This is a genomic window from Armatimonadota bacterium, assembly GCA_025059775.1.
Lineage (GTDB): Bacteria > Sysuimicrobiota > Sysuimicrobiia > Sysuimicrobiales > Sysuimicrobiaceae > Sysuimicrobium.
On record JANXCW010000003.1, the window covers coordinates 96,326 to 119,563 of the forward strand.

The 23,238-nt window shown below is 67.9% G+C and carries 23 protein-coding genes and 2 tRNA genes; all 25 read left to right on the plus strand.

Translation table 11 applies throughout. The annotated features are described in order from the left end of the window. Window positions 1-19: 19 nt before the first annotated feature. Window positions 20-961 carry a ribose-phosphate pyrophosphokinase gene (locus N0A24_03120; protein MCS7172393.1) on the plus strand — a complete coding sequence of 314 codons (942 nt, stop codon included), beginning with the start codon at window positions 20-22 and terminating at the stop codon, window positions 959-961. 24 nt (window positions 962-985) lie between these two features. After that, window positions 986-2,503: a glutamate--tRNA ligase gene (gene gltX / locus N0A24_03125; protein ID MCS7172394.1), complete on the plus strand. Its 1,518-nt coding sequence runs from the start codon at window positions 986-988 to the stop codon at window positions 2,501-2,503. An 80-nt stretch (window positions 2,504-2,583) separates the two neighbouring features. Next, window positions 2,584-2,657 (plus strand) — tRNA-Gln (locus tag N0A24_03130). Window positions 2,658-2,672: 15 nt separating this feature from the next. Beyond that, a tRNA-Glu gene (locus N0A24_03135) sits at window positions 2,673-2,748 on the plus strand. A gap of 38 nt (window positions 2,749-2,786) precedes the next feature. Next, window positions 2,787-4,034, plus strand: coding sequence for an FAD-dependent oxidoreductase (locus tag N0A24_03140; GenBank protein MCS7172395.1), 1,248 nt, complete (start codon window positions 2,787-2,789; stop codon window positions 4,032-4,034). Window positions 4,035-4,178: 144 nt separating this feature from the next. Continuing rightward, the gene (locus N0A24_03145; protein ID MCS7172396.1) at window positions 4,179-4,727 is read left to right on the plus strand and encodes an ECF transporter S component; all 549 of its coding nucleotides are present in this window, start codon (window positions 4,179-4,181) and stop codon (window positions 4,725-4,727) included. Window positions 4,728-4,792: 65 nt separating this feature from the next. Next, on the plus strand, window positions 4,793-5,569 hold the full coding sequence (locus tag N0A24_03150) for a TIM barrel protein (protein ID MCS7172397.1): 777 nt from the start codon (window positions 4,793-4,795) through the stop codon (window positions 5,567-5,569). Then, on the plus strand, window positions 5,569-6,345 hold the full coding sequence (locus N0A24_03155; GenBank protein ID MCS7172398.1) for an aldolase/citrate lyase family protein: 777 nt from the start codon (window positions 5,569-5,571) through the stop codon (window positions 6,343-6,345). Before N0A24_03150 ends, N0A24_03155 begins: the two co-directional genes overlap by 1 nt. Further along, entirely contained in the window at window positions 6,342-7,259 is a 918-nt protein-coding gene (locus tag N0A24_03160; GenBank protein MCS7172399.1) for a 2-hydroxy-3-oxopropionate reductase, read from the plus strand. The genes N0A24_03155 and N0A24_03160 overlap by 4 nt, the downstream gene beginning before the upstream one ends. A 75-nt stretch (window positions 7,260-7,334) precedes the next feature. Continuing rightward, window positions 7,335-8,276: a sugar ABC transporter permease gene (locus N0A24_03165; protein ID MCS7172400.1), complete on the plus strand. Its 942-nt coding sequence runs from the start codon at window positions 7,335-7,337 to the stop codon at window positions 8,274-8,276. Then, window positions 8,276-9,130, plus strand: coding sequence for a carbohydrate ABC transporter permease (locus tag N0A24_03170; protein MCS7172401.1), 855 nt, complete (start codon window positions 8,276-8,278; stop codon window positions 9,128-9,130). Before N0A24_03165 ends, N0A24_03170 begins: the two co-directional genes overlap by 1 nt. Next, entirely contained in the window at window positions 9,127-10,701 is a 1,575-nt protein-coding gene (locus tag N0A24_03175; GenBank protein MCS7172402.1) for an ABC transporter substrate-binding protein, read from the plus strand. Before N0A24_03170 ends, N0A24_03175 begins: the two co-directional genes overlap by 4 nt. Next, window positions 10,698-11,525: an IclR family transcriptional regulator gene (locus tag N0A24_03180; protein ID MCS7172403.1), complete on the plus strand. Its 828-nt coding sequence runs from the start codon at window positions 10,698-10,700 to the stop codon at window positions 11,523-11,525. Before N0A24_03175 ends, N0A24_03180 begins: the two co-directional genes overlap by 4 nt. A gap of 131 nt (window positions 11,526-11,656) precedes the next feature. Beyond that, a complete protein-coding gene (locus tag N0A24_03185; protein MCS7172404.1) occupies window positions 11,657-13,117 on the plus strand; it encodes a CoA-acylating methylmalonate-semialdehyde dehydrogenase in 1,461 nt (486 codons plus the stop codon). A gap of 23 nt (window positions 13,118-13,140) precedes the next feature. Further along, window positions 13,141-14,004 (plus strand): xanthine dehydrogenase family protein subunit M, encoded by an 864-nt coding sequence (locus N0A24_03190; GenBank protein ID MCS7172405.1) that lies wholly within the window; start codon window positions 13,141-13,143, stop codon window positions 14,002-14,004. After that, window positions 14,004-14,498, plus strand: coding sequence for a (2Fe-2S)-binding protein (locus tag N0A24_03195; GenBank protein MCS7172406.1), 495 nt, complete (start codon window positions 14,004-14,006; stop codon window positions 14,496-14,498). Before N0A24_03190 ends, N0A24_03195 begins: the two co-directional genes overlap by 1 nt. Then, window positions 14,488-16,845: a xanthine dehydrogenase family protein molybdopterin-binding subunit gene (locus tag N0A24_03200; protein MCS7172407.1), complete on the plus strand. Its 2,358-nt coding sequence runs from the start codon at window positions 14,488-14,490 to the stop codon at window positions 16,843-16,845. The genes N0A24_03195 and N0A24_03200 overlap by 11 nt, the downstream gene beginning before the upstream one ends. A gap of 5 nt (window positions 16,846-16,850) precedes the next feature. After that, window positions 16,851-18,077 carry an ABC transporter substrate-binding protein gene (locus tag N0A24_03205; protein MCS7172408.1) on the plus strand — a complete coding sequence of 409 codons (1,227 nt, stop codon included), beginning with the start codon at window positions 16,851-16,853 and terminating at the stop codon, window positions 18,075-18,077. Window positions 18,078-18,099: 22 nt separating this feature from the next. Then, window positions 18,100-18,963, plus strand: a complete 864-nt coding sequence (locus tag N0A24_03210) for a branched-chain amino acid ABC transporter permease (GenBank protein MCS7172409.1) — start codon at window positions 18,100-18,102, stop codon at window positions 18,961-18,963. 9 nt (window positions 18,964-18,972) lie between these two features. Beyond that, the gene (locus N0A24_03215; protein MCS7172410.1) at window positions 18,973-19,989 is read left to right on the plus strand and encodes a branched-chain amino acid ABC transporter permease; all 1,017 of its coding nucleotides are present in this window, start codon (window positions 18,973-18,975) and stop codon (window positions 19,987-19,989) included. After that, window positions 19,986-20,735 (plus strand): ABC transporter ATP-binding protein, encoded by a 750-nt coding sequence (locus N0A24_03220; GenBank protein MCS7172411.1) that lies wholly within the window; start codon window positions 19,986-19,988, stop codon window positions 20,733-20,735. The genes N0A24_03215 and N0A24_03220 overlap by 4 nt, the downstream gene beginning before the upstream one ends. Further along, on the plus strand, window positions 20,732-21,460 hold the full coding sequence (locus N0A24_03225; protein ID MCS7172412.1) for an ABC transporter ATP-binding protein: 729 nt from the start codon (window positions 20,732-20,734) through the stop codon (window positions 21,458-21,460). The genes N0A24_03220 and N0A24_03225 overlap by 4 nt, the downstream gene beginning before the upstream one ends. 16 nt (window positions 21,461-21,476) lie before the next feature. Beyond that, window positions 21,477-22,232: a cyclase family protein gene (locus N0A24_03230; protein MCS7172413.1), complete on the plus strand. Its 756-nt coding sequence runs from the start codon at window positions 21,477-21,479 to the stop codon at window positions 22,230-22,232. A gap of 24 nt (window positions 22,233-22,256) precedes the next feature. Continuing rightward, window positions 22,257-22,439: a 4-oxalocrotonate tautomerase family protein gene (locus tag N0A24_03235; protein MCS7172414.1), complete on the plus strand. Its 183-nt coding sequence runs from the start codon at window positions 22,257-22,259 to the stop codon at window positions 22,437-22,439. A gap of 18 nt (window positions 22,440-22,457) precedes the next feature. Then, window positions 22,458-23,231: a glucose 1-dehydrogenase gene (locus tag N0A24_03240; protein ID MCS7172415.1), complete on the plus strand. Its 774-nt coding sequence runs from the start codon at window positions 22,458-22,460 to the stop codon at window positions 23,229-23,231. Window positions 23,232-23,238 lie beyond the last annotated feature (7 nt).

Genomic DNA, 23,238 nt, shown 5'->3' on the forward strand with positions numbered 1-23,238 from the left:
TGGTAGGATCCGGTTGGGGATGGACTACGGACCCCTGAAGGTCTTCTCCGGAACCGCGAACCCTGGTCTGGCACAGGAGATCGTGGACTACCTGGAGATCCCCATGGGCCGGGTCTACATCCGACGGTTCGCGGATGGGGAGATCTACGTGCGGTACGAGGAGAACGCCCGGGGGGTGGACGCCTTCGTGGTCCAGCCCCTGTGCCATCCCGTGAACGAGAACCTGATGGAGCTCCTCATCATGCTCGACGCCCTCCGCCGGGCCAGCGCGGGGCGGATCACCGCGGTGATCCCGTACTACGCGTACGCGCGGCAGGACCGGAAGTCCGCACCCCGGGAGCCGATCTCCGCGCGCCTGGTGGCCGACCTGCTCACGGTGGCGGGGATCCATCGGGTGCTCACCATGGACCTGGATGCGGACCAGATCGAGGGGTTCTTTACCGTCCCCGTGGACCACCTGCGGGCCCTCCCCCTGTTCGCGGAGGCCCTCCGGCAGCGTCAGATCTCGGACGGGGTGGTGGTGGCGCCGGACGACGGCGCAGTGAAGCAGGCCAAGCGCCTCGCGGATCGTCTCGGCCTGCCACTTGCGGTGGTGTTCCAGCGCAGGGCCGAGGGCGGCAAGACGCCGGTGCAGCTGGTGGGCGAGGTGGAGGGGCGCACGCCCATCCTCATCGACCGGATGATCGCCACGGCGGAGACGGTGGAGGTGGCGGTAGAGGCGCTGCTGCGGGCAGGGGCGCGGCCGGAGGTGTACCTGTGTGCCACGCATCCCATCCTGGCTCCGGGAGCCCTGGAACGGCTCGCCCGCCCGGAGATCCGGGAACTCCTGGTGACGAACACCATTCCGGTGGCCGAGGAGAAGCGGCGAGCCAACATCACAGTGCTTTCCGCAGCACCGTTGCTGGCGGAGGCCATCCGCCGCATCCACGCGGATCAGTCCGTGAGCGCCCTGTTCACGTAATCCGGTTAGCCCCGGGAGGAGGACATGAGCGTTCGGACGCGGTACGCGCCGAGCCCCACGGGGTTCCTGCACGTGGGCGGAGCGTGGAACGCCTTCTTCAACTGGCTGTTCAGCCGCCACCACGGAGGTGTCTTCGTACTCCGCATCGAGGACACGGACCGCTCCCGCTCCACCGTGGAATACGAGCAGGCCATCTGTGAGGATCTGCGGTGGCTGGGGATCGACTGGGACGAGGGTCCGGACGTGGGCGGACCCTACGGTCCTTACCGCCAGACGGAGCGGAGGGAGCTCTACGCCCGCTACGCGGAGGAGTTCCTGCGCCGGGGAGTCGCCTACCCGTGTTACTGCACCCCCGAGGAACTCCTGGCGGAACGACGGCGGGCGGAGGCAGAGCGCCGACCTCCTCGATACTCCGGCCGGTGCCGGAACCTGGACGATGCGGAACGTGCGAGGCTGCAGGCGGAGGGCCGGCGGCCGGCGCTGCGGTTTCACGTGGAGCAGTTCCGAAATCCCTCCCTCGGAGATCCCGGGTGGCTGCAGGAACGGGAAGGGCGGAGGGCGGTGGTGGTCCAGGACCTCATCCGAGGGGAGGTCGTGTTTGACCTCGCGGAGCTCGATGACTTCCTCATCGTGCGTTCGGACGGTACCCCGCTGTACAACTTCGCGAACGTGGTGGACGACCACACCATGGCCATCACCCACGTCCTGCGGGGCGTGGAGCACCTGGGGAACACCCCCCGTCAGCTTCTCATGTACCACGCCCTGGGCTGGACTCCCCCCGCCTTCGCCCACCTCCCCGTCCTCCTGGGGCCGGACCGGAAGAAGCTCAGCAAGCGACACGGGGATACCGCCCTCCGGGAGTACCGGGACGAGCTCTTCCTGCCGGAGGCCCTGCGGAACTTCTTCGCCCTCCTGGCCTGGTATCCGGAGGACGGCCGGGAGCTCTTCCCCACAGAGGAGCTCATCGAGCGGTTCGACATCCGGGAGCTCAAGGGTGCGAGCCCCGTGTTCGACCGGCAGAAGCTCGTGTGGATGAACGGAGAGTACCTGCGTCAGTTGCGGCAATCTGACCCTGATCGGCTCGTGGACCTAGCGACCGCCTACCTGGTCCGACGGGGACTGCTGGAAGAGCCGGTGACGGAGGCGGAGCGAAGCCTGGTGCGGCGGGTGATCGGGATCCTGGGTGACCGGCTGAAGGTGGGATCCGATCTAGTGCTCTACGCGGATTTCTTCTTCCTGGACCGACCCCGCTACGACCCTCAGGCGGTGGCCAGGTATCTCGCGGGCGCGTCCGAGCTCCTGGCCGAGGTGCGGGCGACCCTGGAGCCCGTGGACCCCTTCCACGCGGACCGCATCGAGCAGGCCCTCCGGGCGTTCGCAGAGGCTTCCGGGCTCGGGATGCGGGCGGTGGTGCATCCGGTGCGGGTAGCCCTGACCGGACGGACGGTGGGCCCCGGGCTGTTCGAGCTCATGGAGGTACTGGGAAAGGAGCGGGTGCTGCGACGGCTGGAAGAGGCCCGAGCCCTGGCAGGGGTGGCGTAGCGGGCCGGAGGCGTTTGACAGAGGAGGCCGGAGGCGTTTGACAGAGGAGGCGGAGTTCGGGAATAATGATGGGCGGCCGGTGGGGGATCGTCTAACGGTAGGACAACGGGCTCTGGACCCGTTAGTGGAGGTTCGAATCCTCCTCCCCCAGCCAGCGGCAGCGGTGGGTGGCCCCATCGTCTAGAGGCCTAGGATACCGCCCTCTCAAGGCGGAGACGGGGATTCGAATTCCCCTGGGGCCACCAAGCTCCAGGTTCCCGTCCTGGGACGCGGGAAGGATTCCGTGGACAAAGCCGACGTGGTCGTGGTGGGTGGGGGTGCCATAGGCCTGTGCTGCGCGTGCGCGTTGGCGCGCGATGGGCTGCGGGTGCTCCTCCTGGAACGCAAACACCCCGGGGCAGGCGCCTCCTGGGGGAATGCAGGGTTGGTGGCGCCCTCGCACAGCCTCCCCCTCGCGGAGCCCGGTGTCGTGCGGCGCGGCCTGCGGTGGATGCTGGACCCCGAAAGCCCCCTGTACGTGCCTCTGCGGCCGGACAGAAACCTGTGGACCTGGCTATGGCGCTTCCTAAGGTCCGGTACGGACGCGCACGTACGCCTTGCCGTCCCCCTGCTGGTGCGGTTGCAGCGCCGGAGCCTGGAACTGTACGAGCAGCTGGCGGCGGAGGGACTGGACTTCGGATGGCACCGGGCCGGCTCGCTTTCTGTCTTCCTGGACGAGCGGGAGTACCGGGCCTTCCTGCACGAGGTCAATCGGCTCCGCCGAGAGGGGATGGTCGCGGAGGTGCTGGACGGCGAGGCCGCGCGGGAGCGGGAGCCCTTGCTGCGACCTGAGGTGGCCGGTGCGGTGTACTTTCCCCACGACGCCCACCTGGATCCCGCGGCCCTGGTGCAGGCCCTGGCGCAGCGCGCCCTGTGCCTCGGCGTGGAGGTGCGGGCGGGTTGCCCCGCGCGCCTTCAGCGGCGCGGCAGGATGGTGGCGGTGCAATGGAACGGGCAGGAGATCCGGCCGGCGGCGGTGGTGGTGGCCGCGGGCGCGTGGAGCGGGCCATTGTTGTGCCCTGTGGGGGTGCGCCTCCCTGTCCTCCCCGCCAAGGGATACAGCGTGACCCTGGCCGGTGGGTCCCTACCGGGAAGCCCCCTGATGCTCAGCGAGGCCCGGGTGGCTGTGACTCCGCTTTGGAGTCGTGCGGAGGGGCCCCGGGTGCGACTGGCGGGCACCCTGGAGTTGGGGATAGGGGAGGACGCCGCCAACCCCCGGCGCGTGAGGGCCATCCGCAGGGCTACCTCCCGGTACCTGCGGCTGGAGCCGGAGGGAGGGGTGGTTTGGTCCGGGCTCCGGCCGTGCACGCCGGATGGCCTCCCCGTAGTGGGTAGGCCGCGGGGTCTGGACAACCTGGTGGTAGCAACCGGCCACGGGACCCTGGGCATCTCCCTGGCCCCGGTGACCGGGGAGCTGGTAGCGCAGCTCGTGGCGGGGGAAGAACCCGAAGACCTGGTGCCCCTGAGCCCTGACCGGTTCAGCCCGCTCTGACCCGTCCGGGAAACCGCCGTGGAGCCGTCGAGAAGCCGGCGGTAGACCGCCCGACAGCGGTCGGGGCCCACGCGTTGGCAGGAAGGGGGATCCTGTTCGTAGAAGTCCCGCATCCAGACGGATTCCATGCCTCGGAGGCGAGAGGTGCGGGCACACCGGGTGGTGATGACGGGGCTGCTCGTGGCGGTGGCCTTCCTGCTCATGGCTACGGTGCAGCTCCCGATCCTACCTCAGGCCCCCTTTCTGAAGTACGATCCCAGCGACGCCGCCGCCTTGGTGGCCGGGGTCCTCTACGGTCCCGGCACCGGGGTGCTGGTGGTGTTCCTGAAGGACGTGCTTTTCCTCCTGTTCCGGGCAAAAGGACCCTTCGGGCCCCTCGCGGACTTCATTGCCGCGGGCACGTTCGTGGCCGTGACCGCATGGGCCTACCGGCGCATGGGCGGTGCCTTCCCCTGGCGGCTCCTGGCCGCGGCCCTGGTGGGGATGGGTGCCCGGGTGCTGGTGATGATCCCCGCTAACTTCGTGATCCTGTACCTGGAGTTCGGGATGCCACCGGCTCGGGTGGCGGGGCTGCTGCTTCCAGCCATCGTTCCCTTCAACGCGGTGAAGGCGGCCCTCAATGCCCTCCTGGCCCTGGTGGTGGCGGAACCCTTGGGCCGCTACCTGCCCGTGCCGGAGTTTCCCGACCGATAGGTTGAGCAGGGTTGCGCGGCCCCGTGGCCAATTCTCGTCCTGGAGGATGCCCAGGAGGACTTTCCTTGCGGGTTGCGGTCAATCTCTCCATCCTGTTCACGGAGTTCCCTTTCCTGGAACGGTTCGAGCACGCCCGCCGGGCGGGGTTTTCCGCGGTGGAGTTCTGGTTCCCCTACGGGGAGGATCTGGGGGCCATCGCCCGGGAGCTGCGACGGCTACGGCTGGAACTCGTGCTCTTCAACCTGGAAGTGGGGAACTTCGCCGCTGGGGAACGGGGGTACGCATGTCACCCAGACCGGCGGGAGCGCTTCCGGGAAACGGTGGAGCTGGGGATCGAGGTGGCGCAGCATCTGGGATGCCGCCGCCTGAACGTACTGGTGGGAAACGCCCTCCCGGACATCCCCCGGGCGGACCAGCGCCGGGTTCTGGTGGAGAACCTCCGGGAGGCGGCCCGGGCCATTGAGCGCTGGGGAATCCTGCTGCTCTTCGAGGCCCTCAACCCCCACGATGCTCCCGACTACTTCCTGCACACCTCCGCGGAAGCCTTCGCGATCCTGGAGGAGGTGGCGGAGCCCAACCTGAAGTTCCAGTACGACGTCTACCACATGCAGCGCAGCGAGGGGAACCTCACCGACACCATCACCCGGCACGTGGACAGGATCGGCCACATCCAGATTGCGGATTCCCCGGATCGCGGACCGCCCGGCACCGGTGAGATCAACTTTCGCTACCTGCTGCGCCGGATTGCGGCAAGCGGGTACACGGGATATGTAAGTGCGGAGTACCGGCCTCAGGGACCGAGCGCGGAGTCCTTCGGGTGGATGCGGGAGGTGCTTCCTTGATGGAAAACCGGGTCAAACGCCGGCTGCAGCGGGGCCTTCCCGTGATCGGACACTGGCTGAGCTTTCCGTGCCCGGCGGTGGCGGAGCTGCTGAGTGCCTTCGAACCGGACTGGCTCGTGGTGGACACGGAGCACGGGCCCGCCAGCTGGGAGACGGTGGAGCACCAGCTGCGGGCCATGCGGGGGACCGGCGTGACCCCCATCGTGCGGGTGGCGGCCAACGACGCCGCCCTCATCAAGCTGGCCCTGGATCGGGGCGCCATGGGCGTGATCGTTCCCCTGGTGAGTTCTCCGGAGGAGGCCCGGAGGGCCGTCCTAGCCTCCCGCTACCCTCCCGAGGGGATTCGAGGGGTCGCGGGCACCCGGGCGAGCCGATACGGCCTGGACCTCCCGGCGTACTTCGCCGCCTGGAACCGGGAGGCCTTGGTGATCTGCCAAGTGGAGACGGTGCAGGGACTGGAGCAGGCGGAGGAGATTGCGGCCGTGGAGGGGGTGGACGTCCTCTTTGTGGGGCCCAACGATCTCTCCGCGAGCGTAGGGTGCTTCCGGCGGTTCGAGGCACCGGAGTACGAGGAGGCGGTGCAGAAGGTGCTCTCCGCGGCCCTGGGGCACGGCAAGGCCGCCGGGTACCTGGCCTCAGATCCGGAGGAGGCGCTCCGCCGCATCGCGCAGGGATTCCGGTTCGTGGGCATCGCCAGCGACAGCCGCCTTCTGGCGGCTGCGGCCTCCTCAGCCCTGCAGCGGGTGCGGGCACACCTCCAGGAGGGAACGTCATGAGGGTGACCCCGGAGACCACCCGGGTGGGCGTGATCGGCCTCGGGATCATGGGCAGACCCATGGCCCGCAACCTCCTGCGGGCCGGGTACCGCCTGGTGGTGCACAACCGGAGCCGGGCGCCCGTGGAGGAACTGGTGGCCCTGGGAGCCACGGATGGGGGATCCCCGAAGGGCGTCGGACAGGCCTCGGATGTGGTGATCACCGTCCTTCCGGACACCCCGGACGTGGAGCGGGTGCTCTTCGGGCCAGAGGGACTCGTGGAGGGGATGCGGCCGGGCTCGGTGCTCATCGACATGAGCACCATATCGCCCGAGGCCACCCGGAGCTTCGCGAAACGGTTGCACGAGCGCGGGATCGAGATGCTGGATGCACCCGTCAGCGGTGGACAGCGGGGTGCGGAGGAGGGAACCCTCGCCATCATGGTGGGAGGGCCCGCGGAGGTCTTCCAGCGATGCCGTCCCCTCTTCGAGATCCTGGGGCGGCACGTCGTGCACCTGGGACCCCATGGAGCGGGGCAGGTGTGCAAGGCCTGCAACCAGATCGTGGTAGCCCTCACCCTCCAGGCGGTCTCCGAGGCCTTGGTGCTGGCGGAGCGGGCAGGGGTGGATCCCGCAAAGGTGCGGGAGGCTCTGCTCGGGGGCTTCGCCTATAGCCGCATCCTGGAGGTGCACGGGCAGCGCATGCTGGAGGGCAACTTCGTCCCGGGCTTTCGGGTGGAGCTGCACCACAAGGATCTGCGCCTTGCCCTGGAGGCCGGACGGGCCTACGGGGTGCCCCTTCCCGGAACCGCCATCACCCACGAGCTCCTGGGAGCCCTGGTGGCCACGGGCCGCGGAAAGCTGGACCACTCGGCCCTGGTCCTGCTCGCGCGGCAGCTCGCGGGTGGGGGCGGGCTTGACGCGGGGTCCGTATAATTAAGGCGGATCGGGGGCGGTGATAGGGGCGGCCTTGCGCAGGAGGGTCTACAGAATAGGCGCGGAGAGGGCCGGATGAGGTCGTCCACTGCTGCTGTCCGGCCCTGGGTGAGCTTCCTCACGCGGGGGGGCCGCTGGCTTCGGAGGGAGCGGGTGTTCGCGCCCCTGCTCGTTTTGCCCGCCTTCCTGTACGTAGTCCTCCTCGTAGGTCTGCCCTTCCTCTATGCGCTCTACCTGAGCCTCACGGACGCCACCACCGGGAACCCCTACGGGAGCTTCATCGGGTTGCGGAACTTCTCAGAGGTGGTCCAGGACCGGGTCTTCCGCACGGCCCTCAAGAACACCTTCGTCTTCACCCTCTCCGCACAGGGGGCGGTGATCCTGCTCTCCAATGTCCTCGCCCGGGCCCTGAGTACGGAGTTCCGGGGCAAGGGGTTCGTGCTCTTTCTCCTCCTGCTCCCCTGGGTGGCCCCGGTCTCGCTCTCCACCATCGGCTGGCTGTGGATCCTCCACGCCCGGTTCAGCGTCCTGGACTGGGTGGCCTGGCAGCTGGGATTGCTGCCCCACGGCCAGAACACCTTCTGGCTTGGGAAACCGAATCTGGCTATGTTCTCCGTGGTGATGGTGCACGTGTGGCGGATGCTGCCCTTCGCCACCGTGGTCCTCCTGGCTGGCCTTACCTCCCTGCCCCGGGACCTGCTGGACCAGGCGGAGGTGGATGGGGCGAGGTTCTGGCGGAAGCTCTTCCAGATCGAGCTCCCCCTGCTGCTTCCCATCATGAGCGTGGCGGTTCTGTTCGGCACTATCTTCACCTTCACGGACATGGCGGTGGTGTATGTGCTCACCCGGGGCGGGCCCTTTGACACCACCCAGGTGCTCAGCAGCCTCGCCTTCTTCAAGGGGATCGTGGGCGGAAACCTCAGCGTAGGGGCGGCCATCTCCCTCTTCCTGTTCCCCGTGCTCCTTGTGGCGGCGGTCCTCATCCTGCGAGCCGCCCGGCGGGCGGAGGTGACGTAGTGCGGAAGCGCGGAAACTGGCAGAGAGCTCTGCGGGTCGGCGGGCGTGCCCTGATCCTGGTGGCCTTCTGCACCTTCACCTCCTTCCCCTTTGCCTGGATGCTCATCACCGCCTTCAAGCGGAATTCCGACCTCTACAACCCCGTGAACAACCCCTTTTGGTTTAACGAACCTCCCACCCTGGAGCACCTGGAGTACGTGTTCACCAAGACCCTGTATGCCAACTGGATCGTGAACACCGCCCTGGTGGGGGTGGTGGTGGTGGCCATCACCCTCCTGCTGGCCCTGCCCGCGGGCTACAGCCTCAGCCGGTTTTTGGGACCGTGGGGCACGCAGCTGGGGATCGGGATGTTCCTCGTGTACCTGGTTCCTCCCACCCTGCTCTTCATCCCTCTCGCCCGGGTGGTGAGTGAACTGCGGCTGCACAACACCCTCTGGTCCCTCATCCTGATCTACCCCACCATCACCGTGCCCTTCGCCACCTGGCTGCTGATGGGGTTCTTCAAGTCCATCCCTCCGGAGCTGGAGGAGCAGGCCCTGGTGGACGGGTACAGCCGACTGGGCGCCTTCTGGCGGGTCACCCTGCCCCTCGCGGTTCCGGGTATCATCGCGGTGGTGATCTTCAGCTTTACCATCTCCGCTCAGGAGTTCGTCTACGCCCTCTCCTTCGTCACCAACGTGGCCCGCAAGACGGTGAGTGTGGGGGTCCCCGCGGACATGGTCCGCGGGGATATCTTCGACTGGGGGCCGCTCATGGCGAGCGCGTTCCTGGCGAGTGTGCCCGTGGCTATCCTGTACTACTTCGTGATAGACAAGTTCGTGCGTGGGTTCACCACGGCGGGAGCGATCCGATGAGAAGGGGGGTGCACGAGGACATGTCGGACGAGAGGCAGGAACTGCGGTGGGTACGGGTCGCGGAGGGGAGGTGGCGCCTCGTGACCCGGAGGGAGTTCTTGCGGCTTGTGGGCGCGGGGCTCACCGCGGCCAGTTTCGGACCGTTCATCTTTACGGAGAAGACCGCGGCTCAGCCCGTGACCCTGCGCATCCTGCAGTGGAGACACTTCGTTCCACCCTACGACGAATGGTTCAACAAGGTGTTCGCGCCCCGGTGGGGGGAGAAGAACGGCGTACGGGTGGTGGTGGAGAACGTGGGACTGGCGGAAATCCCCGCCATTGCCGCGGGGGAGGCGGCCCGGGTGGCCGCGGGTGCGGATCCGGGGCACGACATGATCCAGTACCTCACCCCGCCCGCCACCCTGGAGCGGCAGGTGGACACGGACGCCCACCGGGAGGTCATCGAGGAGCTCAAGCGCAAGGTAGGACCGTACATCCCGCTTGCGGAGAAGAGCACCTACAACCCCGTGACCCGGCGGTACTTCGGGATCTCAGACAACTTCGTGCCGGACCCCATGCACTACCGGGGGTGGATGTGGCGGGAAGCCTCCGGTAAGGCCCTGGGGCGCTCCACACCGGGACCGGTGACGTGGGACGACGTCCGCAAGGTGGGGCGGGAGCTGCGACGCATGGGCCACCCCGTGGGCCTGGGGCTGAGCCAGGAGATCGACACGGGGATGTGGCTGCGCAGCCTCCTCTACTCCTGGGGCACCGGCGAGCAGGACGAGGGCGGCAACGTGATCCTGGATGTCCCGCCCTACCGACAGCGGACCCTGGACGCCCTGAAGTTCGTGCGGGATCTCTACAACGAGACCATGTTTGCGGGGGTCTTCGCGTGGACCGCGGCCTCCAACAACGAGGAATTCCTGGCAGGCCGTATCTCCATCGCCATGAACGCCATCTCCATCACCCGGACCGCCCAGGCCCTGGCCGCCCAGGCCCTCAAGCGGGGAGAGGATCCCAAGACCAGCAAGGCCGTGCTCCTCGCGCGGGATACCCTGATCACGGAGCGGGCGCCGCAGGGACCGGCAGGAGCCCGCGGGCTGGAGCACGTCATGGGGGTTTACTTCATCTGGAAGAACCGGCCCCGTCCCGTGCGGGAGGCGGCGAAGAAGCTGCTCATCGACCTCATCCTGAGCTACGATCCCGACGTGGCAGCCCGGGAGGGTTGGGCCCCCGGGAAGTTCCAGGCTTCCCAGGCCTACGACTACCCCACCTTCGAGAACGCCATCCCCAAGGCCAAGCGGCTCGCATACCTGCGCAACGATCCCGTGAGCCGGGCCGCGGGAGACCGTCCGGATAAGCTGGTGACCATCGAGACCGCATACGAGTGGGCACACAACGTGGGGTGGCCCGGGCCCTCGAGTGCGGCCATCGACGAGGTGTTCAACACGTGGATCCTCAACGTGATGTTCGCCCGGGTGGCCCAGGGGATCGACACGCCCGAGCAGGCCCTGGACGCCGCGGCCCGTCAGATCCGCCGGGTGTTCCAGAAGTGGCGGGAGCAGGGGCTGGTGGGCGGTCGGCGGTGAGTCCGGCGAGCACCGCAGGGGTCAAGCTCCGGGGGGGCGCGCGGCGGAGCCAGGGAATCGTTCCCTCCGTCCTTCGGGCCATCCGGATCCTGGAGGCCGTGGGCAGCGCCGCGCACCCCCCGACCCTGGGAGAACTCGCGCGGATCCTGGGAATCCCCAAGAGCAGCCTACACGATCTCTGCACCACCCTCCTGCAGGAGCGCCTGCTGGAGCGCACGGACGGAGGGGGCTTCCGGATCGGGGTGCGGGTGTTGGACTTCTACAGGGCGTACGACGCCGCCACCCACCTGGGCACGGAGTTCCACCGGGTATGCGAGGAGCTGGTTCCCCGACACGAGGAGACCATTGTGCTCTCCGTGCTGGATGGACGGGAGGTGGTGTACGTGGCCTGCCGGAACGGCACCCAGCCCATCGCGGTGAACTACCGGATCGGCCTGCGCCTTCCGGCCCACACCACAGCCACGGGAAAGGCCATTCTGAGCACCCTCCGGGAGGAGGAGGTGCGCGCCCTGTTCTCCGGCCAGCCCCTGGTACGCCCCACCCGGCGCAGCATCGGGCAGGTGGAGGAACTCCTCGAGGAGCTGCGAACGACCCGGGCCCGGGGATACTCCGTGGACGACGAGGAGACGGTGGAAGGGATGTGCTGCGTGGGAGCTCCCCTGTGCGTATCCGGAGACGTACGCGCGGGAGTCGCCTTCAGCATGGTGAAGGCCAGAACCCGGCGGGATCGCCTCCAGGATCTCGGCGGGAAAATCCGACACCTCGCCACCGTGCTGTCCGAACGGCTGGGAGGACGGGTTCCGGTCTGCCGTCCGCGGGGATAACAGCCAGTTGACAAAATTCCAGGGGGTTTGCTGTACTGAAGCCGATTGTTCTAAATATCGGATAATGTCCGGATATCCGAACACCCCCCAGGGGAAGGTACCCCGGGGAGGATGGGTGGGAGGATCACGGGATGCGGGGCGTGGAGGTCCAGGAGGTTCTGAACTGCGTGGGTGGGGTGTGGAAGCGGCCCCAGGGGCAGGAGGTCCTGCCCGTGTACAACCCCGCCACCGGGGAGGTCATCGCGCGGGTGGTGACGAGCAGCCCGGAGGACGTGGACCGGGCGGCCCTGGCCGCGGCCCGCGCGGGTGCGGAGTGGCGCCGAACTCCGCCCACGGAGCGGGTGCAATACCTGTTCCGGTTGAAACACCTGCTGGAGGAGAACCTGGAGGACCTCGCCCGCACCATCACGGAGGAATGCGGGAAAACGTATGCGGAGGCCGTAGGGGAGCTGCGGCGGGGCATCGAGAACGTGGAGGTGGCCTGCGGGATCCCCAGCCTCATGCAGGGGTACAACAACGAGGACATCGCCCGGGGTATCGACGAGTACATGTTTCGGCAGCCCGTGGGCGTGGTGGCCGCCATCACCCCGTTCAACTTCCCTGGGATGATCCCCCTGTGGTTTTTGCCGTACGCCATCGCGTGCGGCAACACGTTTATCGTGAAACCGTCTGAGAAGACGCCGCTGACGATGCAGAAGCTCATGCGCCTGGTGGAGCAGACAGGGCTTCCGCCGGGCGTGGTGAACGTGGTGAACGGGGCGAAGGAGACGGTAGACGCCCTCCTGGATCACCCGCTGATCCGGGCCATCAGCTTCGTGGGCTCCACCCCCGTGGCGAAGTATGTGTACGCACGGGCCGCCGCGGGGGGCAAGCGCGCCCAGTGCCAGGGTGGAGCGAAGAACCCCGTGATCGTGCTCCCGGACGCGGATCTGGAGTGGGTACCCCGGGCCGTGGCCGATTCCGCCTTCGGGTGCGCGGGGCAGCGGTGCCTGGCGAGCTCGCTGGCGGTGGTGGTGGGCGAAGCGCAGGGGCGGTTTCGGGAGGCCATCGCAGACCTGGCCGCCTCCCGCCGGGTGGGGTACGGGCTGGATCCGGGAGTGGAGATGGGGCCGGTGATCCGGCGGGAGAGCAAGGAGCGCATCGAGGGACTCATCGGCAAAGGCGCGGAGGAAGGAGCCCGGATCCTGGTGGACGGACGGGGCGCTCGGATCCCTGGATATGAGGGCGGCTTCTTCGTGCGGCCCACGGTGCTGGAGGACGTCCCGCCGGAAGGTCTAGTTGCCCGCACGGAGATCTTCGGACCGGTGCTGGGCCTGATCTATGTGCGGGACCTGGACGAGGCCATTCAGCTGGTGAACCGGGGCCAGTACGGGAACATGGCCTGCCTGTTCACCCGCAGCGGGGCCGCGGCCCGGAAGTTCCGCTATGAGGCGCAGGTGGGCAACATCGGGATCAACGTGGGGGTGGCCCAGCCCATCGCCTTCTACCCCTTCGGGGGCATGAAGGAGAGCTTCTTCGGCGACCTCCACGGCCAGGGGCGGGACGCGGTGGAGTTCTACACGGAGAAGAAGATCGTGGTGGAGCGGTGGTAGTTCCCCGTTGACGGCACCCGAGGATGAAACCGGCGCCGTTTCGGTACGTACGGCCGCAGACCCGCATGGAGGCCATGGAGGCGCTTGCCCGCTACGGGGAGGACGCCAAGGTGCTGGCGGGGGGGCAGAGTTTGGTGCCTCTGATGAATCTGCGGCTCGCCCGCCCCAAGGTGTTGGTGGACATCAACCGCGTCGCGGAGCTGGGAACCCTGGAGCGGCGGGATGGAGTGCTGATCCTGGGAGCCCTCGTCCGGCACCGGCAGGTGGAGCGGGATGTGAGGGTAACGGAAGCCTGTCCCATCCTGAGTCGGGCCGCAGCCCACATCGGGTTTCCCGCCGTCCGGAACCGCGGGACCGTGGGAGGAAGTCTCGCCCATGCGGATCCCGCGGCAGAACTCGGTTGCGTGCTTCTCGCCACGGGGGCCGTGGTGGTGCTGGAGTCCACAGACGGCCGACGGGAAGTGCCGATCGAAGATCTGTTCGTGGGTCCCTACACCACCTGCATCCGCCCTGAGGAACTCCTGGTGGAGGTCCGGGTACCCGTGTTCGGAGAGACCACCCGCTGGGGATTTGCGGAGTTCACCCGCCACGAGGGTGGGTTCGCCCTAGCCCTGGCCGCCTGCGTACTCCACCTGGACGGGCAGGGCAGGGTGGCTGCTGCCCGGGTGGCGGTGGGCGGTGCAGGACCCGTTCCGGTAAGGCTTCGCGAGGCCGAGCAGGTCCTACAGGGCGCTCCCCTCTCGGAGGAGCGGGTGGCCGAGGCTGCCTCCTTCGCCTGCGCCGTGGAGGGCTACGACGACGTCCACGCGCCCGCCTGGTACCGCCAGCGGCTGGCAGGCTGGCTCGTACGCCGGGTGCTTCAACAGGCCGTGGGAGAGGAGATGTAATGGACCGTATCTCCATCGCCCTGTCGGTCAACGGCAAGCCCTACCAGTTGGCGGTAGAGCCGCGCCGCCTGTTGGCGGACGTCCTGCGCCGCGATCTGGGGTTCACGGGCGTGCATCTGGGGTGCGAGCACGGGGTGTGCGGCGCGTGCACCGTGCTCCTGGATGGGGAGGTGGTGCGTTCCTGCCTGATGTTCGCGGTGCAGGCGGACGGATATGAGATCCTTACGGTGGAGGGGCTGAACACCTCCGGGGAACTTCACCCCGTCCAGCGGGCGTTCATCGAGGAGTTCGGGTTCCAGTGTGGGTTCTGCACGCCCGGCATGATCCTCTCCGCATACCGCCTGCTGCAGGAGCATCCGAATCCCTCGGAGTACGAGATCCGTCGTGCTCTTGCGGGCAACCTGTGCCGCTGCACGGGATACGTGGATATTGTGCGGTCCGTTCAGCGCGCTGCTGTGCTCCTCACGCAGAGGGAGGCATACCGTGCTCCCTAGCGGCCGGTACGTGGGCCAGCGCGTCCCCCGTTGGGAGGACCGTCGGTTCGTGGAGGGCCGGGGACGGTACCTGGATGACCTCAGTCTTCCGGATCAGGTAGAGGTCGCTTTCGCCCGCAGTCCTTACGCCCATGCGCGCATTCGGCGCATCGACCTACAGGCCGCCCGGAGCCATCCGGAGGCGATCGGGGTGTATGCGTGGGAGGATCTGCGGGACCTCCTGCGTCCCTACTGGACCATGCCGCGGGGTCCTATCCGGCAGGCGCGCGTCACACCCCTGGCTAGCGAAAAAGTGCGGTGGGTCGGAGAACCGGTGGCCGTGGTGGTGGCGCGGGATCGGTATGTGGCGGAGGACCTGTGTGAGCTCGTGACGGTGGAGTACGAGCCGCTTGCCCCGGTGGTAGACGCGCTGGAGGCGATGAAGCCCGACAGCCCCCGGCTGTACGAGGAGTGGCCGGACAACGTGGTCTCCCACCAGACCTTCCAGGCGGGGAATCCCGAAGCAGAGCTCAGGGGCTGTGCCGTAGTGGTCCGGAAGCGCTTCCGCAGCAATCGGGTCACCGCGGTGCCCCTGGAGGGCCGGGGAGTTCTGGCTCGCTGGGACCCGCGGGAGGAAACCCTCACGGTGTGGATGGGGCACCAGGATGTGCACCTCGCCCGGGCAGTGCTCTCCGAGATCCTGGGCTTGCCCCTGAGCCGGATCCGCGTGGTCAGCCCGGACGTGGGGGGAGCCTTCGGAATCAAGTTGCCCATCTATCCGGAGGAGATGGTGGTGTGCGCCCTCTCAAGGCTTTTGGGGCGGCCCGTGAAGTGGGTGCAGGATCGACGGGAGAGCCTGCTGGGCGACACGCACGCGCGGGAAGCCGTGGTGGATGTGGAGGCGGGCTTCGACGCCGCGGGGAAGCTCCGGGCCATGCGGATCCACGTGATCAGCGATGCGGGCGCCTACGCGGTGGCGGGGCGGGGTCCCATCATCGAGGGCAGCATGCTGGCCCGGGAGCTCCCGGGACCGTACGATCTGCGCCACTACGCCTACACCCTGGACGTGGTGATGACCAATAAGGCACCCGTGGCCGTGTACCGGGGCGTGGCCATCCCCGTGAGTACCTTTGTCATGGAACGGGTGATGGACCTCGCCGCGGACGCCCTCCAGATGGACCCCGCGGAGATCCGGCGCCGGAACCTCATCCGCACGTTCCCCTACGCGACGGTCACCGGGCACGTCTACGACGCGGGTCAGTACCTGGAGGGCCTGGAGAAGCTGCTGGAACTCGTGGACTACGGAAGGTGGAGGGCGGAGCAGGCGCGGCTGCGGGAGCAGGGGCGCTACCTGGGCGTGGGGATCTGCTGTCTTGTGGACGCCACCGCCCGGGGAGGCGGGTTCTACGGTCGGCTGGGGCTGAAGGCGGCCACCCAGGAGGGCTGCATCCTCCGGGTGGATCCCTCCGGCGGGATCATCGCGGCTTTGGGGACCACCACGCAAGGGCAGGGGCTGCACACGGCGCTCGCGCAGCTCATCGCGGACACCCTCGGGGTTCCCCTGGAGCGGGTCACCGTGGTGATGGGGGATACCGCCACCACCCCATATGGCGGAGGAGCCTGGGCCAGCCGGGGGGCCGTGGCGGGTGGAGCCGTGGCCCTGCTGGCGGCCCGGAGGTTGCGGGAGAAAATCCAGCACATCGCGGCCCACCTGCTGGAAGCCGCGCCGGAGGACATCGAACTGGCGGAGGGACGTGCCTTTGTGCGGGGTACCACGGCCCGCAGTCTGTCGCTGGAGGAGATCGCCCACACCGCCTACTTCGTGGCCGTGGACCTGCCCGCTAGAATGGAGCCAGGCCTGGAGGTGATGGTCCACTGGGAGCCGGAGATCCCCGCCACCTTTGCATATACGGCGCAGGCCATGGTGGTGGAGGTGCAGCCCGAGACGGGGGCCGTGAACATTTTGAAATACGTCGTGGTGGAGGATTGCGGCCCCATCATCAACCCGGGGCTCGTGGACGGGCAGCTGCGGGGCGGAATCCTGCAGGGCCTGGGCCAGGCCCTCTACGAGGACCTCGTGTACGACGCCCAGGGGCAGCTGCTCACCTCCACCCTCCTGGACTACCTCCTTCCCGGGTTCTGTGAGGCGCCGGAAGTGGAGATCCACCACCTCTCGACCCCGTCCACGCGGACCGTGGGGGGGCTGCGGGGGATGGCGGAGAGTGGGACCGCTGGTGCGCCCGCGGTGCTGGCGAATGCGGTGGCGGATGCCCTCAAGCCGTTCGGAGCGGAAGTCACCGCCCTTCCGCTCAGTCCCGCGCGGGTGGCGGAGCTGATACGGGGTCAGAAACCGACGAAAGGAGGGTGAGGCGGATGAAAATCACACGGCGGGAGTTCCTGAGAGGTGCGCTGGCAGGAGGGGCAGCCCTGGCTGTCCCGGAGGCTCTGCGCTCCATCGCCCATGCGGCACCCCGGGAGCCCATCCGCATTGGGTTCCCCGCCCCGCTCACGGGAGCCTTTGCGGACGAGGCGAACTACATGGTACAGGGAGCCACCCTGGCGGTGGAGGAGTTCAACCGGGCCGGGGGTGTGCTGGGCCGGCAGGTGGAGCTCCTCGTGCGGGACGATAGGCTCAGCCCAGATGAGGGAGCCCGGCGTGCGCTGGAGCTCATCGAGCGGGAGCGGGTGCACTTCCTGGCGGGCGTGCTCTCCGCCGCGGTGCAGCTCGCGGTGAACGAGGTGGCCAAGCGCCACCGCCGGATCTTCGTCTCCACCAGCCAGTCGGACAAGATCGTCATGCCTCCGGATTTCAGCCCGTGGACCTTCCACGAGGCCCTCACACCCTGGATGACCTCCACCGCCCTGGCCCGGTATGTCCTGCGGGAGGGCCGCGGAAAGCGGGTGTACATCCTCTATGCAGACTACGCCTACGGACAGGAGCACACCGCCGCCTGGCGCCGCGTGATCGGGGAGGTGGGAGCGACCCTGGTGGGGGTGGATCCACACCCCCTCGGTACCACGGACTACTCCGCATACCTGCCGAAGATCGTGGCAGCCCGTCCTGACGTGCTGGTGCTGAACAACTTCGGAAGGGACATCGTGAATTCCGCCAAGCAGGCGGTGGAACTGGGCCTCAAGCAACGGGCGCAGATCGCGGTTCCCATCATCCCTACCGCCGCAGCCCTGGAGGCGGGTCCGGAGGTGCTCGGAGACGTGGTGTGTGCCTCAAGCTACTGGTGGGAGGTCCAGGAGCGGATTCCCAAGGCGAAGGAGTTCAACACGAAGTTCAGCCGGCGCTTCAACCGGGTGCCCTCGGACTACGCGGCCTACGCCTACAGCGGCGTGCGGGAGCTACTGGAGGCCGTGCAGCGGACCGGAACCACGGACAGCGACCGGGTGGCAAAGGCCATGGAGGGACGCCGCTACGCCCACTACAAGGACACCCAGTACTGGCGCGCGTGCGACCACCAGTCCGTCCAGACCATCTTCCTCCTGCGGGGACGGGAGCGGCCGCGGGGGCCTTATGGGCTCTTCGACATCATCGCCACTGTGGAGGGGGAGCGCGTGATCCCCAGCTGCGAGGCCCTGGGACACCGCTAGGGGAGGAGACGAGGCGGTCCCCGTGAGCGGGCAAGCCCTGTTGCTGCAGCTCGTGACGGGCGTGGTGGTAGGTGCCATCTGGGTGATCGTGGCCATTGGGCTTTCCCTTATTTTCGGGATCCTGCGCATTGTGAACTTCGCCCACGGCGCCTTCTACATGCTCGGAGCATACCTGGCCGCCTTCGCCGTCGGCTGGACCGGACACTTCTGGATTGCTCTCCTCGTGGCTCCCTTGAGCATGGCTGCCTTCGGCGTGCTGGTGGAGCGGGGACTGATCGGGCGGCTCTACGGCCGGGGCCTTGTTTACAGCGTGCTGGCCACCTACGCGGTCAGCCTGGTCGTGATCGAGGGGGTCAAGATCCTGTGGGGAACCGTGGGCCCTCAGTTCCGGGTGCCCGCGGAACTGGCGGGCATGGTGAACCTGGGGTTCAGTCTCTTCCCCAAATACCGGTTGTTCGTGCTCCTGGCTACAGCCCTCACGGTGTTGGGCGTGTGGTGGTGGCTGCACCGCACGCCCATGGGGCTCTTTGTCCGGGCCGCGAGCCAGGACCCTCTGATGACGCAGGCTCTGGGGGTGGACATCGCCCGGGTGCTGGCCGGCGCCTTCGGCGCAGGGGTCGCCCTGGCGGGGCTAGGAGGGACTCTGGCGGGGCCCCTGCGGGGCGTCTTCCCGGAAATGGGGCTCGATATCCTCGTGGAGTCCTTCGTGGTCGTGGTCATCGGAGGGATGGGGAGCCTGCTGGGCGCGGTGGTGGCAGGGCTGCTGGTGGGTGTGGTTCAAAGCTTCACCTTCCTCCTGGCCCCGGTGTTCGCGCACGTGGTCCTCTTCCTCCTCATGATCGCCACCCTGCTGGTTCGGCCCCAGGGTCTGTTCGGCACGGAGTGAGGGGTAGGCATGGAGCTGAAGGTCCCGTCTGAATTGCTCATGACCCGCCGGCCCCTGCAGGCCCTGGCCTTTCCCGCGGCCCTGGTCGCCTTCCTCGTCCTCCTTCCCGTGGGGCTCCCCTACGAGGCCCTGGCAGCCCAGATCCTCGTATACGCCCTGTTCAGCCTGGGTTACAACCTGCTCTTTGGGTACACGGGGCTACTGTCCTTCGGGCACGCGGCCTTCTTCGGACTGGGAGGCTACACCGCGGGGCTGCTGGCCCGGAGGATCACCGCGAACGTGCTGTGGACCCTCCCCGCCGCCGTCGTCGTCGGTGCGGTGGCGGGAGCGGTGGTGGGGTTTTTCTGTCTCCGCCGGCGGGGGGACTACTTCTCCCTCATGACCCTGGCCTTCGGGCAGCTTCTGTACTTCATCGCGCACCAGTGGCGGGAGCTGACGGGGGGTGATGACGGTCTGCGTGGGATCCCCACGGCCTACCTGCAACTGGGACCGTGGACGTTCCCGCTGGAGAGCTCCCGGGACGTCTACGTCCTCATCGCCACGCTGACCTTCGCGGGGTTCCTAGGCTTCCGGAGGTTGCTCCGCTCCCCCTTTGGCAGCGCCCTGCAGGCCATCCGGGAGAACGAGCTCCGGGCGGAGGCCGTGGGCTACGACACCTTTCGTCTGAAGCTGTGGGCCTTTGTGCTCTCCGCGGCCCTGAGCAGCGCCGCGGGGGCCCTGAACGTGTACCTCCTGAAGTTCGTGGGCCTCAACAGCCTGCACTGGACCACTTCCGGTTACGCGGTTCTGATCACCATCCTGGGAGGAGCGGGGACGCTGCTGGGACCCCTCGTGGGAGCCCTAGCCTTCGTGGGGCTGCAGGACGTCCTCAGCGCCATTCCCGCCATCGTGGACCGATGGCCCTTTTTTGTGGGGCTGCTGTTCATTGTGTGCGTCCTGGTGTTCCCGCACGGGATCTGGGGGACTGTGGAGCGGCTGCAGGCCCGGCTGCGGTGGCGTGCGGTTCCAGGAGGGGTGGAGGGATGACGGCACCGGTGCTCGCAACGGAGCGGCTGACCCGGCGGTTCGGATCCCTGGCCGCGGTGGACGAGGTGAGCCTAGCCTTGTGGCCCGGGGAGATCCGGGGGATCATCGGACCGAACGGGGCCGGCAAGAGTACCCTCCTCCGCTTGATGGCGGGAGAGATCCGGCCGAGCGCGGGGAGGATCCTCTACCGGGGCCAGGACATAACGGGCCGGTCCATGTACCAGCTGGCGCGAAGCGGTATTGTGAAGTCCTTTCAGATCACGCAGGTGTTCCCGAACCTCACCTGCCTGGAGAACGTCCGGGTGGTGGTCCAGGGACCCGGTCGGGCGTGGAACTTCTGGCAGCGGGTGGATCTGGATCGGACCACCCTGGAGCGGGCGGAAGCCCTGCTGGCCCGGGTGGGGCTGTACGGGAAGCGGGACCTCCCCGCCTATGCGCTGTCCCACGGGGAACAGCGGCACCTGGAGATCGCCATGGCCCTCGCCATGGATCCGGTGGTTCTGCTCCTGGACGAGCCGACCGCAGGGATGAGCGCGGAGGAGATCCAGAGCACCATGAAGCTCCTGCAGGACGTGGCACGGGAGCGGACCATCGTCATCGTGGAGCACAAGATGCCCGTCATCATGAACCTCTGTCAACGGATCACCGTGCTGCACTTCGGGCGCATCCTGGCGGAGGGGACTCCGGAGGAGATCCAGGCGTCCGAGGAGGTTCAGGCGGTGTACCTGGGGAGGGCCCGGGGATGAGCCGGGAGGCACTGCGGCTGGAGGACGTTCACGCGTACTACGGGAAGAGCCATGTGCTCCAGGGCGTCTCCCTGGAGGTGGCGGAGGGGGAGTTCGTGGCCCTAGTCGGGCGCAACGGAGCGGGCAAGTCCACCATCCTCAAGAGCATCATGGGCATCGTGCCACCACGCACGGGCCGGGTGCTGCTGGGAGGGCAGGAGATCACCGGGTTCGCCCCACACGAGGTCTCCCGACGCGGGATCGCGTGGGTACCCGAAGAGCGCCGGGTGCTCCCGGAGCTCACCGTGGAGGAGAACCTGTGGCTCGCCCTGCACGCCGCGGGCATAAGGGGGAGGGAGGCCAGCGCGCGGCTGGAGGATGCCTTCTCCCTGTTCCCCAGACTTCGGGAGCGGCTCCATCAGAAAGGCCGGACCCTCTCCGGCGGGGAGCAGCAGATGCTCGCCATCGCCCGGGCCCTGGTGGTGCGTCCCAAGGTCATGCTGGTGGACGAGCCCACCCAAGGGTTGATGCCCCGTCTGGTGAGCGCCCTGGCGGATGTCCTGCGGGAGATCCACGCCCGCGGGGTGACGGTGGTGCTGGTGGAGCAAATGGTCACGGTGGCCATGGAGCTGGCGCAACGGCTGTACATCGTGGATCAGGGAAGGGTGCGACTGTGTGCCACTCCCCAGGACATCCAGCGGGATCCACAGCTCGTGCAGTCCCTGCTGGGGGTCTCGGGGGTCTAGGAACAGGAGGGAGCGCATGCACCAGGAATACCGGGATCACGTGGTGGTGGAGCTCTTCGGAAAACGCATTCACGTGCTGGACCTTTCCCGGGAGATCGGGCCACACATCCCTGTCTATCCCGGCCACATGCGGGTGGCCACGTGGTGGCACCTGACCCACGAGGACGTCCGGAGGCTGCGTCTGCCGGCGGATTCCCCCTTCGGAGGATACGGGGTGTTCGGGATCGCCATGTGCGACCACATATCCACGCACGTGGACGCGGTCTACCACTTCAACCCCCAACGCCCGGAGAAGACCGTGGACCGAATCCCCCTGTCGCAGCTCATCACACCCGGAGTGTGGATCGATGTGAGCTGGGTGCCTCCCCGTCAGCACATCCGGCTTGCGGACGTGCAGCGAGCTCTGAGGGAAGCGCAGGTGGAGCTCCGCCCGGGCGTCACCCTCCTGTACTACACGGGAGCCGCACGGTACTGGGAAGATCCCTATCGGTTCCTGACAGAGTACCCGGGCCTCGACGAGGAGGCCAGCCGCTGGATCCTGGATCAGGGAGTGGTCAACGTGTGCACGGACGCTCCCAGCACGGACAACCCCGCGGACCTGAGCTATCCCAACCACAGGGTGCACGGGGAGCGGGAGGTGATCCACACGGAGATCGTGCACAACATCGAGCGCATCCCCCGACACGAGGGGTTCTACGTCATGTTCCTGCCCCTACGGTTCGTGGGGCTGTCGGGCTCCCCGGTGCGCGCTTTGGCCCTCTGGGAAGAGTAAAATCAACGAAAGGAGGGGGTGGAGATGCCTGTTATCCGCGTGAGCTCGTTCCCGCAGTCCAAGGAGACCCGCAAGGCCCTGGCGGAGGAGATCACGGAGGTAGTGCACCGCCACACCCAGGTTCCCAGGGAGTACATCTGGGTGATCTTCGATCCCGTCCCTCAGGAGAACTGGGCGGTGGCGGGTCGCCTGATCTCGGAGCAGTAAGCGGACTGCGCCGCGAAGGTGGATCCGAAAGGGACCGCGCGGTTCTCCCTGGAGGGCAAACGGGCCCTGGTGACGGGGGCGAGCCGGGGACTCGGGGAGGCCATCGCGGTGGGCCTCGCGGAGGCGGGAGCCCACGTCGCGGTAGCGGGGCGGAGTGGGGCGGACCTGGAACGGGTCGCCCGGCGGATCCAGGAGGTGGGACGACGAGCGGTGGTGGTGCAGGCGGACGTCACCAGGGTCCAGGACGTCCAGCGTATGGTGGCGGAGGCGGAGGAGCGACTGGGTCCTCTGCACATCCTGGTGAACAACGCGGGGATCAACCTCCCGCGGCCCGCCCTGGAGGTCACGGAGGAGGAGTGGGACCTGGTCCTGGATACGAACCTCAAGGGCCTGTTCTTCGCGGCGCAGGCCGCGGGCCGGCGGATGGTGGAACGGCGCTACGGCCGCATCGTGAACATGGCCTCGCAGATGGGGTTCGTGGGATTCTACTTCCGGGCTGCGTACTGCGCCAGCAAGGCGGGGGTCGTGAACCTCACGCGGGTGCTCGCCGTAGAGTGGGCGCCGTATGGTGTGACGGTGAACGCAGTGGCGCCGACCTTTGTGGAGACCCCCATGACCCGGGGCATGCTAGAGGATCCCTGGTTCCGGGAGGAGGTGCTGCGCCGGATTCCCCTGGGCCGTTTGGCGGACCCTCAGGACGTGGTGGCCGCGGTCCTGTATCTCGCCTCGGATGCCGCCGCCATGATTACGGGGCACACGCTCCTGGTGGATGGAGGCTGGGTCGCTTGGTGAGGAGGAG